13 protein-coding genes are annotated in these 14,758 nt (G+C 64.1%); 7 read left to right on the top strand and 6 right to left on the bottom strand.

Going from position 1 to position 14,758, the window contains the following annotated elements; genetic code table 11:
• Positions 1 to 132 precede the first annotated feature (132 nt).
• Positions 133 to 1,401, bottom strand: a complete 1,269-nt coding sequence (locus AAG816_RS15540; RefSeq protein ID WP_341990560.1) for an FAD binding domain-containing protein — start codon at positions 1,399 to 1,401, stop codon at positions 133 to 135.
• 275 nt (positions 1,402 to 1,676) lie between these two features.
• On the opposite strand from AAG816_RS15540, the gene AAG816_RS15535 reads away from it, so the two are divergent.
• From AAG816_RS15535 to AAG816_RS15525, 3 genes are read left to right on the top strand one after another with little or no spacing between them, the layout of a single operon-like run.
• Positions 1,677 to 1,832 carry a hypothetical protein gene (locus tag AAG816_RS15535; RefSeq protein ID WP_341990559.1) on the top strand — a complete coding sequence of 52 codons (156 nt, stop codon included), beginning with the start codon at positions 1,677 to 1,679 and terminating at the stop codon, positions 1,830 to 1,832.
• A complete protein-coding gene (locus AAG816_RS15530; RefSeq protein WP_341990558.1) occupies positions 1,829 to 2,932 on the top strand; it encodes a histidine kinase dimerization/phosphoacceptor domain -containing protein in 1,104 nt (367 codons plus the stop codon). The genes AAG816_RS15535 and AAG816_RS15530 overlap by 4 nt, the downstream gene beginning before the upstream one ends.
• A 19-nt stretch (positions 2,933 to 2,951) precedes the next feature.
• Entirely contained in the window at positions 2,952 to 3,398 is a 447-nt protein-coding gene (locus AAG816_RS15525) for a hypothetical protein (protein WP_341990557.1), read from the top strand.
• A gap of 11 nt (positions 3,399 to 3,409) precedes the next feature.
• Here the strand turns inward: AAG816_RS15525 and mdoH are convergent, their stop codons facing one another.
• Positions 3,410 to 5,539, bottom strand: a complete 2,130-nt coding sequence (gene mdoH, locus AAG816_RS15520) for a glucans biosynthesis glucosyltransferase MdoH (protein ID WP_341990556.1) — start codon at positions 5,537 to 5,539, stop codon at positions 3,410 to 3,412.
• A 38-nt stretch (positions 5,540 to 5,577) separates the two neighbouring features.
• Positions 5,578 to 7,113 carry a glucan biosynthesis protein G gene (locus tag AAG816_RS15515; protein WP_341990555.1) on the bottom strand — a complete coding sequence of 512 codons (1,536 nt, stop codon included), beginning with the start codon at positions 7,111 to 7,113 and terminating at the stop codon, positions 5,578 to 5,580.
• 590 nt (positions 7,114 to 7,703) lie between these two features.
• Here AAG816_RS15515 and AAG816_RS15510 point away from each other — a divergent pair.
• Positions 7,704 to 9,047: an integrase arm-type DNA-binding domain-containing protein gene (locus AAG816_RS15510; RefSeq protein WP_341990554.1), complete on the top strand. Its 1,344-nt coding sequence runs from the start codon at positions 7,704 to 7,706 to the stop codon at positions 9,045 to 9,047.
• Positions 9,048 to 9,391: 344 nt separating this feature from the next.
• Here the strand turns inward: AAG816_RS15510 and AAG816_RS15505 are convergent, their stop codons facing one another.
• A complete protein-coding gene (locus AAG816_RS15505; RefSeq protein ID WP_341990553.1) occupies positions 9,392 to 10,288 on the bottom strand; it encodes a LysR substrate-binding domain-containing protein in 897 nt (298 codons plus the stop codon).
• A gap of 112 nt (positions 10,289 to 10,400) precedes the next feature.
• Between AAG816_RS15505 and AAG816_RS15500 the strand changes: the two genes are divergently transcribed.
• The 3 genes from AAG816_RS15500 (at position 10,401) to AAG816_RS15490 (ending at position 12,413) form a co-directional block, all read left to right on the top strand.
• Positions 10,401 to 11,045: a DsbA family protein gene (locus AAG816_RS15500; protein WP_341990552.1), complete on the top strand. Its 645-nt coding sequence runs from the start codon at positions 10,401 to 10,403 to the stop codon at positions 11,043 to 11,045.
• 70 nt (positions 11,046 to 11,115) lie between these two features.
• Positions 11,116 to 12,015, top strand: a complete 900-nt coding sequence (locus tag AAG816_RS15495; RefSeq protein ID WP_341990551.1) for an MBL fold metallo-hydrolase — start codon at positions 11,116 to 11,118, stop codon at positions 12,013 to 12,015.
• A 2-nt stretch (positions 12,016 to 12,017) separates the two neighbouring features.
• On the top strand, positions 12,018 to 12,413 hold the full coding sequence (locus AAG816_RS15490; RefSeq protein WP_341990550.1) for a nuclear transport factor 2 family protein: 396 nt from the start codon (positions 12,018 to 12,020) through the stop codon (positions 12,411 to 12,413).
• A gap of 284 nt (positions 12,414 to 12,697) precedes the next feature.
• Here the strand turns inward: AAG816_RS15490 and AAG816_RS15485 are convergent, their stop codons facing one another.
• A complete protein-coding gene (locus tag AAG816_RS15485; RefSeq protein ID WP_341990549.1) occupies positions 12,698 to 13,417 on the bottom strand; it encodes an isochorismatase family protein in 720 nt (239 codons plus the stop codon).
• 28 nt (positions 13,418 to 13,445) lie between these two features.
• On the bottom strand, positions 13,446 to 14,756 hold the full coding sequence (locus tag AAG816_RS15480; RefSeq protein ID WP_341990548.1) for an amidase: 1,311 nt from the start codon (positions 14,754 to 14,756) through the stop codon (positions 13,446 to 13,448).
• Positions 14,757 to 14,758 lie beyond the last annotated feature (2 nt).

Raw genomic sequence — 14,758 nt, 5'->3', positions numbered from 1 at the left:
GCGTGGTCGGAACGGCAGGTGCCCATCTTACGACTGGAAGCGAACAACATCTATAGAACTAATTATTCTATCGCTTTAAGCCGACGTTCCTATTTGTAGCGGCATCCCGCGATCCTGACCATTGGTTCGACATCACGCCACCGCGGTCTCCGCCATGATTGCCTCGGGGTGACGGTGGCGTTCCGCCATGTCCCGCTCCTCCTGCGTGAGCAACTGGGCCTGCATATAGGCCCCCAATTGCCGCGCCCGCGTCACCACGGCGGCCCCGAACGGCTCGCGGGCCTGGGCGAAGGCGGCCAGGGCATGCGGCAGTGTCGCTGCCGGTTGGGCCAGGGCCCGGACCAGCGCGGCGGCATCGCCAGCCGCCTTGGTGACGCCCATGCCCACATGCGGCCGTGCCACGAAGGCGGCATCACCCAGGATCACCGTGCGCGGCGAGAGTTGCATCCGGGGGGTCTCAAGATCTTGAATCACCTGGATAAATGGCTGATGGGTGCGCGTCACCACCTCGGCGAACTGCGGTGCCAGAAGGTCTCTCGCATCGGCGCGCATCTGGTCCAGGACCTGCGGGCGGATCTTGTTGGGAGGAATCGAAAGCGCGTGCGAAATCCCGTCACTGTCGGTGAGCAGGTCCTTCAGCACGCCATCCACCGGGGCCGGGCGATACCAGACGAAGTTGAAGCGCCGCTGCCCCCGATCCAGCGCTTCGTTGGCGCCGGCCACCGGATAGCCGAGCATCTGCTCGCCGGGCGGCAGGGAAAAGGCGAAATGATCGCACAGGGCCGCGCGGGTTTCGGGCGTGAGGTCGCTCTCATCCACCAGGCCGCGCCACGCAAAATAGCCCGCATAGGCCGGCGTGGACTGCGGTGCCAACTGGGCGCGGACGGTGGAGAAAATGCCGTCGCAGCCCACCAGCAGATCGCCGGTCTCGATGCTGCCGTCGCTGAAATGGGCGGTGACGGCCGTGGCGGTTTCGCTGATGCGGGTGAGCGTTCGGCCGTGATGGTAGTGGGCCGCGGGCATGGCCTGCCGCAACAGTCCGTAGAGATGGCCCCACGAGGTCAGTACCTGCTCAAGGGGGTGCGAGCCCGATACCGTACCGTCGCGCGCAAACACCCGGCGCCCCTCCACCCGGACGCCGACCCGCGCCTCATCGGTGTTGATGCCGGCGTGCTGGAGCACGTCGAACAGTTCCGCGTGGGTCACGATCCCGGCGCCGCGGGAGGACAGTTCAGAGCCCATGCGCTCGAAGACATCCGCGTCCCAGCCGGCGCGGCGGAGCAGCAGCGCCACGAACAGCCCGGCCATGGAGCCGCCGATGACAATGGCGCGCGGTCGGCTGCCGGGGGGGATCCGGTCGGATGCGGACTGCGTGGGGATTGTTTGTGATGAGACGGTCATGGCGTGTCCTCCCACCGCCACGCCCGGCGTGGGCGCAGCGCCGCGCGTCTCCATGGGCCGATGCGGAAGTGCGAGACCCCGTGGGCCAGCATGGGCGCGCCTTGGCTCAGACGGTGGGCAGAGTTGCCCGCGCTGTCAAGGGTTATTTATCGAACGATAAATATATCCGGAGTCGGCGGGTGGAAGACGCCATGGCGCACCGAGAGGCAGGCGGTGGGCTGCCAAGCAGGTTTCGGTCCCGTGACGGTTGTGCCAGGGTCTGGCACGAACCTTCCATGGTGTTCGCGGGTGTGGTCGCTCAAAAAGCGGCCAAGACCAAGCTCCGCGCAATCCATCGTCCGGCGGGGCGCAGTGCAGATAAGGCATTTCTCTCGGAGTGGCGCGTCTGCTACTATCCGGTCAAGGAAATCGGGACTGTGATTGCAGCATGACGGCGAAAAAGAACGGCGCGGAACAGGTCGAGAGGTTGTTAGATACCCAGGACTTGGCCGGCGCGTTGGAAAGCAATCGATTCAAGCAGTTCCTGGATCAGGTTCCGGTGGCGATCGCAGTCTCCGAACTGCACTCCAGCGAGCACATCGTGTATGCCAATCTGGAGTTCGAGCGCCTGAGCGGGCAGCCCGCGTCGGTGATGGTGGGGCGATTGTGGACCGACCTTCCCGGCCGTGCGGAGGCGCAAGGCGACGCGCGCGAACTGGGCGCTGCCATCGCCAACGATCAGGATTTCCTCGGAACCTTCACAATCGACCGCGACGGAGCGGAGGTGGGGGTCAATGCCTGGTCCAATATCATTGAGGACGAGAAGGGGCGGCCGATCTTCCGCCTCGTGGCGCTGGTCGAGACCGGACGTGCCGGTCATGACGAGGAGGAACTCCAGGAGCGCATCCGGGAGAAGGACACGCTGCTGCGGGAGCTTCAGCATCGTGTGAAGAACAATCTCCAGATGATCACCGCCCTGATCCGCCTGGAATCGCGCAATCTTCCCGATGACATGGTCAGCGAACGTTTCGACCGGCTCGCGGGCCGGGTTGAAGCCTTGGCGTTGCTGTACCGCTCGTTGTCCGAGGAAGGCCACGCCCAGGTGATCGACCTTGGGGTCTATCTCAGCCAGATTGCTTCCGCGGTGATGGGCGCGCATGCGGTGGAAGGCATCCGCCTCGACCTGAAGGTGGATACATGGCCGGTCTCCATCAACGTTGCCATGCCGGCGGGGCTGGCGGTGAACGAACTGCTGACCAACGCTCTGAAGCACGCCTTCACCGGGCGCGAGGGCGGCACCATCACGCTGCATTCTCTGGTGGACGACCTCGGCTGCGAGGTGGTGGTTGCCGACGACGGCAACGGCCTTCCGCATGGCAGCCGCTGGCCTCAGACCGGGAAACTGGGCGCGCTGATCGTCGAATCCCTCCGCGAGAATGCCAATGCCCAGATCAAGGTGGAATCCCGTCCCGGCGGCGGGGTGCGTGTCACCATGTTCTTTGCCCGCGTCGATGCTGCGCCCACGGTGGTCGAGCAGCAAGCCACCTTTTAGTCAGCGTCAGGACGGACGCGTGGCCTCTGCACGGCTGCGCCCGGTCAACGGCCCGAACGGCCTTGTGATGTCAAAGGATGCCAGAATGCGTCGCGCGGCTTTGGTCCTTCTTCTCCCCCTCGCGCTGACGAGCCCTGCGCAGGCACAGCAGCAGTATGCCGGCAAGCCGCAGGACGATCTGCGGCGCTGTTTCGATGGCAGTATCATCAAGCTGGGCGAGCAGAAGGTGCAAGTGGGTGATTTTGCGGTGATCGCCGTCGGTTTGTGTGATGCGCCCATCACCGCTTATCGCGATTTCGTCCTCGCCTTCGAGCAGCGGCGCGGGGCCACTGGGGTCGGTTTGCAAAGCCGGTCCGAGGCCGCCTTGTCGGCGGAGTTCCGCCGCGCCAAGGAGGCCTATGTCGCCTATCTGAAGAAGGGATCGGAGAAGCAGACCCGCGGCGTCCACCAGGAGGCGGACGTCTAGAGCTGCCGCCTTTACCGGGGAGACGCCAGCGCGAGGTGGATCATCCGGTCGAGGCCGCCGGCGTCGCCAAGAACCGCCGCTTTCTCCCGGACCGTGAGGCTGGCCAGGGCGCCGGACAGCGTCTCCGCATCGGCGACCTTGGCGAGGCCCACGAGCCGCTCCGTGGCAACATCGCCTTTGCGCCGATGCCCGCCGAAGGGCAGCATAGCGCGGTGGGCCGCCAGCAAGGCCGGGTCTCCTGCCAGACGCGCCACCGCCTCCTCCACCGGATGTGCCGCAAGGTCCGCCGCCAGCGCTCGCGCCCGCGCCAACACGGGCGGTGGGGCGCGTTCCTCGGGCGTCCGCAGCAGGCCGAGGCCGCCGACGGCATCACCCACGTCGCGGCGCGCCGTGCCGGCGGCGATGGGCACCGCCAGCACCAGGCCGAGGATCACCGGCAGCATCCAGTAGAACAGCGGCACCGCGATCAGCCAGGCCGTGATCGCCAGCACGACTCCCAGCGCCATCTGCACGGCATAACGCCTGAGCGTGTCGGCGAACGGCACGCTGCCATCGTCCCGCCGCTGCGGCTGCCAGCCCGCATCGCGCCCGGACAGGATGCCCACGACCCCGCCCGACTGCACCACCATCAGCACCGGCGCGGCCAGCCCGGAGATCAGGGTTTCCAACAGCAAGCCGGCGCCGGCGGCGAAGCCACCGCCGAAGCCGCGCCGGCGAGCGGGGCTGGCCAGCAGCAGGGCGTAGGCGATGAGCTTGGGCAGCAGCAGCACCGCCATGGTGCCGCCGAACACCCAGGCGGCACGGATGGGATCCTGCGCGGGCCAACTGGGAAACAGCGAGGCGCCGGAGGGGAAATAGTCGGGCGGGATGAATCGCGCCTGCACCGAGATGGCAAGACCCACCAGCAGCATGATCAGCCACAGGGGCGAGGTGATATAGGACCCGATGCCGGTGAGCAGATGGATGCGGCTGGCCAGCGCCAGCCCGCGTGCCGGCAGCACGGCGCCATGCTGGAGATTGCCCTGGCACCAACGGCGGTCGCGGATGGCAAGGTCGGTGAGCGAGGGTGGGCCCTCCTCATAGCTGCCTTCCAGCGTCGGCACCATGTGCACGCCCCAGCCGCCGCGGCGGATCAGCGCCGCTTCGACGAAGTCGTGGCTGAGGATATGGCCGCCAAACGGGGCCGGGCCCCTCAGGTGCGGCAGGCCCGCCTGCTCGGCAAAGGCGCGGGTGCGGATGATGGCATTGTGGCCCCAATAGTTGCTGTCGGCGCCGTGCCACCAGGCCAGGCCCTGCGCCAGCAGCGGGCCGTAAAGCCGCCCGGCGAACTGCTGCACGCGGGCAAACAATGTCCGGCCGCCGACGATGATCGGCAGGGTCTGGATCAGGCCAACGCTGGGGTTGGCCTCCATGGCAGCTGCGAGCCGGACGATGGCATCGCCGGTCATGACACTGTCGGCATCCAGCACGATCATGCAGTCATAGGCTGCCCCGAACCGGGTGACCCACTCGCCGATGTTGCCGGCCTTGCGATCGATGTTCTTCGGGCGCCGGCGATAGAAGATGCGGTCCGCACCCGTGCGAGCCCGCAGGGCGAGGATGCCGGCTTCCTCCGCCACCCATACGTCTGCGTCGGTGGTGTCGGACAGAATGTAGACGTCGAACTGCGCCAGAGCGCCGGTGTCGGCGAGAGATTCATACGTGGCTTGAAGCCCCGCCATCACCCGCGCCGGGTCCTCGTTGTAGGTCGGCATCAACAAGGCGACACGTCCGGCCACCACCGGCAGGGGCGTTGCCGCATCGATGCCCAGGGGATGCGCACCGCTCATCATGGCAATGGCCCCGCCCAGAGCGCTGGTGAAGGAAAACGCGATCCAGGCAAACAGCACCACGAACAGCACCAGCACCACGATTTCCAGCGGCGTCAGAGCGCCCACGGAGAGCACGAGGTACATTTCCCATGCCGCATAAAGGGTGAGCGCCGCCGCGCCCCCCATCACCAGCAGCCGGCGCACCCAAACGCCGGCGGGGGCGGTGGCGGGCCGCCGGTCGGGGCGTCGCCACTGGCGCAATTGCTGCACCGGCATCGCCAGCGGCGACTCATGGGGCAGGAGGGGGCCGCCGACGAGCGGGGGCGTCATGGCTGGGCGTGCAGGCGCGTCGGGGCGCTGGCGGGTCTCTAGGCTGTCCATCGATAGACCCAGGTTTCCGATACCCGTTCCGCATCGCGCAGGAGGACAGCGCGCAATTCGATGGGATTGGCGTTCTGAGGCTCCAGCACAAAGGTCAGCCGCCAGCCTTGGATGTCGGGATTGGGTTGCAGCACCACATTGCGCACGGTCCCGTTGGAGGCGGTCACGTCCGGCCGCAGGGCCTCCGGGGGCAGGTTGCGCAAATTCTCGCCCGTCAGGTCCAGCACGAATTGTCGGCCCGAACCGGCCGCCCCGGTGCGGGTGGCGATCACCCGCCCGAGCTTGGTGGCGTCGGGTGCATCCCAGCCCCAGTGCAGGCGATAAGTGTAATTGTATTCGCCACCCTTGCGCAGCGGGTCCTTGGGCCGCCAGAAGGCGACGATATTGTCGTGGATTTCTTCCTTGGTGGGGATCTCGATCAGGTGCACTGCCCCTTCGCCCCAATCGCCGATGGGTTCGACCCAGATGCTGGGCCGGCGCTCATAGCGCGCTTCCAGGTCCTGATAGTCGAAGAATGAACGCTGACGCTGAAGCAGGCCGAAGCCGCGGGTGTTGGTGTCCATGAACACCGAAAATTCCAGCCGCTGCGGATTGAGCAGCGGCCGCCAGATCCGTTCGCCATTGCCATTGATGATCTGAAGCCCCTCGGCATCGCGCACGGCGGGGCGGAAGTCATCGACCCCGTCGCGGTCATTGGGGGCGAAGAAGAACATGGAGGTGAGCGTGGCCAGGCCCGGCTGCTGCACGTCGGTGCGGGGATAGATGGTCATCTCCACCGCCATATTGGTGGTCTCGCCAGGGCGGATGGTGAAGCGGAACGCCGCCGCGGCGCTGGGGCTGTCCAGCAAGGCATGCACCACCAGGGAATCGGCGCCCGTGCGCGGCTTCTCGATCCAGAACGCCTTGAACAATGGGAACTCTTCGCCGCCGGAATCCCCGGTCTTAATGGAGAGCCCGCGGGCGGAGGAGCCATAGGTCTGCCCCTTGGCGACGGCGCGGAAATAGCTTGCGCCCTGGAACACCGCCACTTCGTCGAAATAATCTGGCCGGTTCATGGGGGCGTGCAGGCGAAAGCCGGAGAAGCCGAGATCGAGCTTGGCATCGGGCGCCGCGAGGTTGTTGTCGAAGCGGAACAGATCCTGGCTGTAGGGCAGAGCCTTGGCCTTGCCATCGATCACGATGGCGATGTCCACCCGATCGCGAAACAGAAAGCCGCGGTGGAGGAGTTGCAGCTCGAACGGCAGCTTCTCGTCCCGCCACAGGGATTTTTCCGGCACGAAGCGGATGTTGCGGTAATCGTCATAGGACAGCTTGTCCAACTGTGCCGGCAGCTTCTGGTCGCTGGCTTGGTAAGGCTTTTGCGCGAGGTCGCGGGCCAACTGGCGCACGGTGAACGGATTGAACGGCGTGCCAGCAGCATCCTGCGCCTCCGCCACGCCGATCAGGGCGCGCCAGGCCGGAAACGTGACCGCACCCAGGAGAGGCAGCGCAGCGGCGCTCCGGACGAACTGGCGGCGATCCATGGACACTCCCTTCAATCGGACATCGGCCCTGCTGCGGCCCGCAGGGTCGCCCAGTCCCTAGCGAAAAGTCGGATGACGCCGCCAAAGTTCCACGGCATCGCTCTCGCTCCACAGGATGCGGGGCTTGGGGCGCAAGGAAGGCGCGGACGCGGCGCGATGGAGCCCGTCACCATCAAACTTCAAGGCAGGTCTGGGGCAGCGCGGCGCCGATGGGCGCGCGCAGGCGCATGCGTTCATCCCATGGGCTTCATTCAGCCCATGGCGACGCAAAAGCTGAAGTGTGTGCGCGTGAAGGGAGAGAAGACGGCCTGTGAGAGCCTTAAAACCATCCGCAGATGGCGAAGAAATGGGAAATGGCGCGCCCGAAAGGATTCGAACCTCTGACCCCCAGATTCGTAGTTTATTATTATCGCTCGCCGCCACTATCCAGTTGTGCCCGCAAACTGCATATTACTGATATCTGTCAGAGGTTTGAGTGGATTGTCGCATTTTGGCGTGGACGCGCCATCTGACCCTGTGCGAGTCTAAAACCGGCTGAAAAACCGGCTTAATTGGGGGCCGCCACGCACGGGGTTTGCAAGGATTGCGCTATGGCCGACATCCGTATCCTCCTCAACGACAGATCAGTCGGCGAGTTGAAACCGCCAAATTCCGGTCAGTATCGCGCGCGCGATACCCAGCTGAAGGGCTTCCATGTCGTGGTAGGCACGCGGACCAAGACATTCGCAGTCCAAGGCGACCTGCGGAAGGACGGCAGGCGTGTCGCCTCGATCTCGGTGCGCATCGGCGATGTGACAGCAATGTCGACACGCGAGGCTCGCGCGACGGCAAAATCACATCTCGCGCAGATCGCAAAGGGAGAGCACCCGGAACCCAAGACGTCGAACCCAACAACGTTACGAGCACGTGCATTGCTTGGGACTGATTCTAATGAGCGGCGAGATGTAACTTCCAACAGCATTGCCCTGCGGCAGGCGTGGGAGCGTTATCGTGATGCGCACCTTATCCGCAAGGGGCGAAGCGCCGGAACGATTGAAGGCTACCGCGATCACATAGAACGCCTTTTCAAGGATTGGCTGGATCTTCCCTTGCAGATCCTCGCAGAGGATCCTGGAAAAGTCATTGCGCGGCACGATCAAATTACGACGGAGCACGGCCCTTACATTGCAAATGGCAGCATGCGGACGCTGCGGGCCGTCTATAATCATGCGCGCAAGGCGCATCGCCATCTACCAACCGACAACCCAGCAAGCGCCGTTGACTGGAACTGCGAGCAGCGCCGCAGCACAGCCATGGGACTGAATGACCTGCCGCATTGGTTTCAACAGGTCGCAGCGCTGCCAAATCCCATTCGTCGCGAATTCCACCTACTCTCGTTACTGTCAGGAAGCCGGCCGACAGCGCTCATGGAAGCGAAGCTGCATCATCTCGATCTTCGCCGCCGAGTGCTGCATATCCCACGGCCGAAAGGCGGCGCCGAACGAGCGTTCGATATCCCGCTCTCGCGGCAGATGGTCTTGTGTCTTCTGCGGGTGATACGGTTTGGCCGGCATTTCTATCCGCATGAAGCCAATCAATGGCTGTTCCCATCAGATAGCGCGAGTGGGCATCTGGCCGAGCAGAAAGAAGCACGGCACGTTCTAGCGAAATGGGGAAATGATCTGCGCCAAACCTTCCGGACGCTCGCCACATCTGCTGGCGTATCCGAGTTTGATGCTCGCTTGTTGATGAATCACGCCATTCCGGGAGTGAATGCCGGCTACATATCTCGGCACAAATTGCTCGAGCATCATCTTCGGACCCAGCAGCAGGCGATCAGCGACACAATTTTTTGCTCCATTGGCGAACTTGCCTGGAATGATCAGGAAATTGGCTCCTGGCTCGGCCCGCGAGCATCGCAGCGCGCGTTATATCGTGCACGCATCGGTGCGTAACAGTGGCTTGCGATCCACAATCAGCGCCCACGTCACCCCACCGCCGGAGCGAACTCACCGCTGAATAGAAGGTGGGGGGCAACGTCACACGCTCTCATGCCACCGCAATGCGAGCCTCTACCGTACGCAGCTAGAATTGCATTCAGGTAAAAAAACGAACCTCCGATCCGATAGGTCGCCATGGTTCAAAGATCGAGCCGACGTGAATATCAAAGGAGGAAAATTCAAACCCAACGAAATCATCCGGCCTCAATCGAGGAGGAAATTGAGATCTATGAGAATTTTACTTTGTTGAAGCCGATGTCATCTATATCATCGGTGAAAATGAAGTTCTAAATACAGATTTACTGTTGCTTCTCCCCGTCCACGAGCATCGCAAGGAACGCGGTCACCTTTGCTGGTCGGAACCGGGCAGCGGGATAGACCGCATGGATGCCTCCGGCCGGCAATTGCCACTCCCGCGCGGCATGAACGAGATGGCCCGACAGGATCAGGTCGGCGACCAGAAAATCCGGCAGAACCGAAATGCCAGCGCCGGCCAAAACCGCGGCGAGGACGGCCGGGGTCGTATCGATGGCGATCGCTGCTTGCATGCGCACCGCACGGCGCTCAAGATCTCCCCGCGAAAACTGCCACAGCAGTGGTTCTTTCAAAGCCATATTGGCGACAAAGGGCAGCGCCGCCACGTCCTCAGGATCACGAGCGGCCGCAATCTGGTCTGCGAACCCGGCGCACCCGACCAGGATCTGCCGAAACGATCCGATCTTCCGGGCTTGAAGCCCTGAATCCTCCAGCCAACCGACACGGATCGCCATATCAACCTCACCGGAGAGGAGATCCACGGTCTGGTCACGGAGCATCAATTCAACTTTGCAAGCCGGATAGCGGGCAGTGAAGGCCGTTACTGTCGGAACCACCTTCGTGATGCCGTAGTCATTCGGCGCCGTAATGCGCAGCGTCCCAGTGGGTTCGGCCGCTACTTGTGCCAGTTCGCCGAATGCATCCTCTGCCTCACGCAAAATCAGGATGCAGCGGGCGTGAAACATTCGGCCTGCCTCGGTGGGATGCACCCGCCGCGTAGTGCGGATCAGGAGGCTTGTGCCGATCTCACGCTCTAATTCAGCCACCTGCTGGCTGACGACGGCCTTGGTGATGCGAAGCCGCTCGGCCGCCCGGGTGAAGGAGCCAGTGTCGACCACCGCTGCGAAATAGGCCAGCCGGTTTAGATTCATGGCGGTCACTAGACGTCATCACACCTGAAATTGTCAATATTAGACATACAGTGTGTTAATTTTGTTGGCCTTCCACATACCGATCGGGCCTGCCACTTTACGGTCGGACAGGGAGCAAGACATGGCCGACCGGACACACCTCACCTACCTCTTTGATCCTCTCTGTGGCTGGTGCTACGGGGCTTCGCCGACGCTCGATCAGATCGCGTCCCGCAGCGACTTCAAGCTCAAGCTAGCCCCGATAGGCCTTTTTGCCGGTGAGGGTAGCCGCCCTATGGATCCAAGTTTTGCAGCTTTTGCCTGGTCCAACGACCAGCGCATCAAGCGCCTGACTGGGCAAGAGTTCAGCGAGGATTATCGAAGCCAAATCTTGGGCGACCATACCCGTCTGTTCGACTCCGGACCTGCAACCTTGGCGCTCACCGCCGTGGTATTGTCAGCCCCCTCCCGCGAACTGGAGGCTTTGAACGCCATTCAGCGCGCTCGCTACGTAGAAGGTCGCGACACCACCGATTTCAAGATCCTCTCCGATGTGCTGAACAGTTTGGGGCTGTCGGAGGTTGCTGCGCGCTTACATCTGCCCGACGAGAGCCTTCTCGACGCATATCGCGAGCGCATCAAGGCCGCTCGGAATACCTCGCGTCAGTTCGGCAGCAATGGCGTCCCCTCTCTTATTGTCGGTGAAGGTGGTCACGGACGCCTCGTAAAGACGAGCGCGCTGCTTGCCGGCATCAATGCACTGCTTTCCGAGCTGCGAGCCACCTGATTTCCACCCCCGCGCCGATCCATCTCGCGTCTGTGACGCTTGTATCCATATTTCGCCAAGGAGAAGAACCATGTTCAACCGGAGAGACCTCATGAAGACCACACTCGCCGCCGCCGGGATGGCCGCGATGGCCCCCGCCGGCCTCGGCAGCGCCGCCGCGGCGGACCTGACCTGGAAGCACTTCCCCGCCGGTCCGAACGGCTTCTTCCGCGCCCCGGTGCTGGTCAGCGGCCCCACCGAGGCCATCCTGATCGACGGCGGCTTCACCTTGTCCGATGGTCGCGCGGTGGCCGAGGCCATCAAGGCCAATGGCAAGAAACTGACCACCGTCTATGTCAGCCAGAGCGACCCGGACTATTATTTCGGCCTGCGTCCGATCCAAGAGGCCTTCCCCGATGCGCGCATCATCGCCGCCTCGGAGACGATTGCCGCCATCAACGCCAATGTGGAAAAGAAGCTGGCCACCTGGGGCCCGCAGCTCAAGGACAACGGCCCCCAGACCCTCGCCGACGTGGTGATCCCCAAGCCGTTCGACGGCAAGACGCTGACTGTGGATGGCCAGACCATCGAGATCATCGATGCGCAGGGCCTGCCCAACCGGCGCTATCTGTGGGTTCCCTCTCTTCAGGCGGTGTTCGGCGGCGTGCTGATCTTCTCGGGCGTGCATGTCTGGACCGCGGACACCCAGACCAAGGAACTGCGCGCAGCCTGGATTGCCACCCTGGACGCCATCGCCGCCCGCCAGCCCGCCGTGGTCGTGCCCGGCCACATGACGGTGGATGCCGCGACCAATGTCTCGGCCGTGCAGTTCACCAAGGCCTATCTCATCGCCTTCGAGGAAGAACTGGCCAAGGCGAAGGGCTCGGCGGCGCTGATCTCCACCATGCAGGCCCGCTTCCCCGGCCTCGGCATGGAAGTGGCCCTCAACATCGGTGCCAAGGTGGCCACCGGCGAAATGAAGTGGGGCTGATCATGGGCGCCAATCTCGATCTCGTGCGCTCCACCTACGAGGGCACGTCGGAAGACAATGGCCGCAACCTGCTGGCGGCCCTTGCACCCGACGCCGAGTGGACCGAAGCCGCCGGCTTTCCCTATGCCGGCACCTATGTGGGCCCGCAGGCCATCACCGCCGGCGTGTTCCATCGCCTGGGCACCGAATGGATCGGCTATCGCGCCGAGGTCCACACCTTCATGGAGGACGGCGATCGCGTCGCCGCCTTCGGTGTCTACTCCGGCACCTACAAGGCCACCGGCAAGTCCATGCGCGCCAGCTTCGCCCACCTGTTCGAGGTGAAGAACGGCAAGATCGTGCGCATGACCCAATATGTGGACAGCGCCATGGTGCGGGCGGCCCTCAAGGCGGATTAGAGCCACCGTCTGGGACCTTCCTGCGGTCGGCCGGATCAAAGCTTCGGCCATTCCTCAATGGGTGGCCGAAGCAAATGAGGGGGTCCTAGCACCGCCTGACGCAAGGACGCCATTAGTGGATGGCAAAAGCGAGTAAGGCTGTCTCTCCCAATTATATCAAATGGCGCTGCGTCTTAAGTCAAGCGGCCTGAGGTTGACCAAGTCGTATAACGCAATTAATGCAATTTTCGTGAAATAATAACAATCAAATTACTTGAAGGGAGAGGAGTCATCTCCTCAGAGACCTAATCACTCAAGGGCTTGCGAGACCGGATCATCTGATGGCCGCCGAACTTCCTCTCGCCGCCAGATAATCCAGCACGCGGTCCAGCGGCTCCACATCGCCGAATTTTGCGTCGATGTCGAACAGGTTCCAGGCGATGGCATCCGGTGATGCGGTCGCCCACCGCTTCGCGCACCACGATCGGCCGGAAGCCTTCCGCCATGGCATCTTCGGTGGAGTGGCGAACGCAGGCAGAGGCTGTGACGCCGGTGAGCACCACCGTATCCACGCCGATGGCCTTCAACAGGCTGGAGAGCGGGGTGCCGTGAAAGGCGCTGGCGCGCTTCTTCAGGATCACGAACTCCCCGTCGCGCGGGGCGAGGGCGGCGTCGATCTCCGCCTCCCAGCTCCCGGTCTTCATCGCCTCCAGCGGCACCTTGCGCGCCCACAGCCCCATGTCGCTCGCCGAGCCAGCGGTGACGTCATAGGCGGTGGTGGTGAAGACGATGGGCAGGCCCCTGGCGCGGAAGGCCGCGAGCAGGGCCTGATTGGCCGGGATCACCGTCTCCATGCCCGAGCAGGAAAACGGGCTGCCCGGCTGGGTCCAGCCATTGGCCATGTCGATGATGATGAGCGCCGGGCTGGTGCCGAAGCCCACCCGTCGCTCGAACCCCCGTTCGGCGTAGAAGGCGGAATTGGCGGCGAAAATCGACCCGAGGGTCTGGTTGAGCACATCGGTCATGGCTGGATCTCCGCTGGCGGTGGGGGCGTCAGGCGTCGGCGCGGTAGAGCGGGGTTTCCATGTCGATGACCGGCGCAAGGGCTTCGCCCAGTGCCAGCAGTCGTGCATCGCCATAGCGTGGCGCCACGATCTGGATGCCCACCGGCAGGCCCATGGGGCCGGTGGTGCAGGGAATGCCCAGGCAGGGCACATGCAGCAGCGTCCAGATGGCGTTGAAGATGTGATTGCCGGTGTTGTAGGTGCCTTCCGGCGCCTCGCCGGGGGAGGCGGGGGTGAGCACCACGTCGAAATCTGCATAGAGGGCTTCGAAGGCCCGCCGGCAGTCGGCGGCAAGGTTATAGGCCGCGATCAACTGCTCCGGGGTGATGCCCAGGGCATTGGTGACCCGCTCATGGAAATCGGCGTGCAGGCGATCGCCGAACTCCAGCGCCACGTCCAGGAAGGAGGCGCGGCCCTCCGCCATCATGATGGTGTTCTGTGCCTCGAAAAGACCGTCGAAGGCCGGCGGCAAGGTCAGCTCCACCAGGGTCGCCCCCGCCTTGGCCAGGCGCGCGCAGGCGGCCTCCAGGGCTTTTTCGCCGGCAGGCTCGATCTTGTGCCAGGACGGTGATTTGCACCAGGCGACCTTGAGCGAGGAGACCGCCGGCGCGCCGAGCGCCCCCGCATCGTCCAGGCGGAAGGCGGTGGCCACCAGGGTGAGGTCCGCCACCGAGCGGCCATACCAGCCTATTGTATCGAGCGAGTTGGCATATTGCTTGGCACCCTCGCGGCTCACCGCCCCCCAGGTGGGCTTCAGACCATAGATGCCGTTGAACGAGGCCGGGCGGATGTGCGAGCCGCCGGTCTGGGTGCCGAAGGCAAGTTGCACCTGCCGGTCGCCCACCGCTGCGCCCGAGCCGGAGGAGGAACCGCCCGGCGTATGGGCGAAGTTCTTGGGATTGCGGGTGGCGGCGCGCCGGCCAGCGGCGGCGAACTCCAGCGTGTCCGTCTTGCCTAGGATCACCGCACCGGAGCGCCGGGCGACCCCGACGCAGGCGGCATCGCGCGCCGGGCGATAATCCTGGAACACCGGCGAATTATAGGTGGTGGGCATGTCGGCGGTGTCGATCATGTCCTTGACCCCGAACGGAAGCCCATGCAGCGGGCCCATGGGCGCGCGCTTGTCCAGCTCGCGCGCGGCGGCGATGGCCTGGGCCTTGTTCACATAAAGCCAGGCCTTCACCCGTGGGTCGCGCGCCTCGATGCGCGCGAGGCAGGAGCGGATGAGGGCTTCGCTGGTGAGCTTGCCATCGCGGATGTGGGCGGCCGCCTCGGCGGCGGTCAGAAAACAGGGTTCCATGA

This window comes from Azorhizobium sp. AG788 (genome assembly GCF_943371865.1).
In the GTDB taxonomy this organism is placed as follows: domain Bacteria; phylum Pseudomonadota; class Alphaproteobacteria; order Rhizobiales; family Xanthobacteraceae; genus Azorhizobium.
This window is presented reverse-complemented; position numbering and strand designations above follow the sequence as displayed.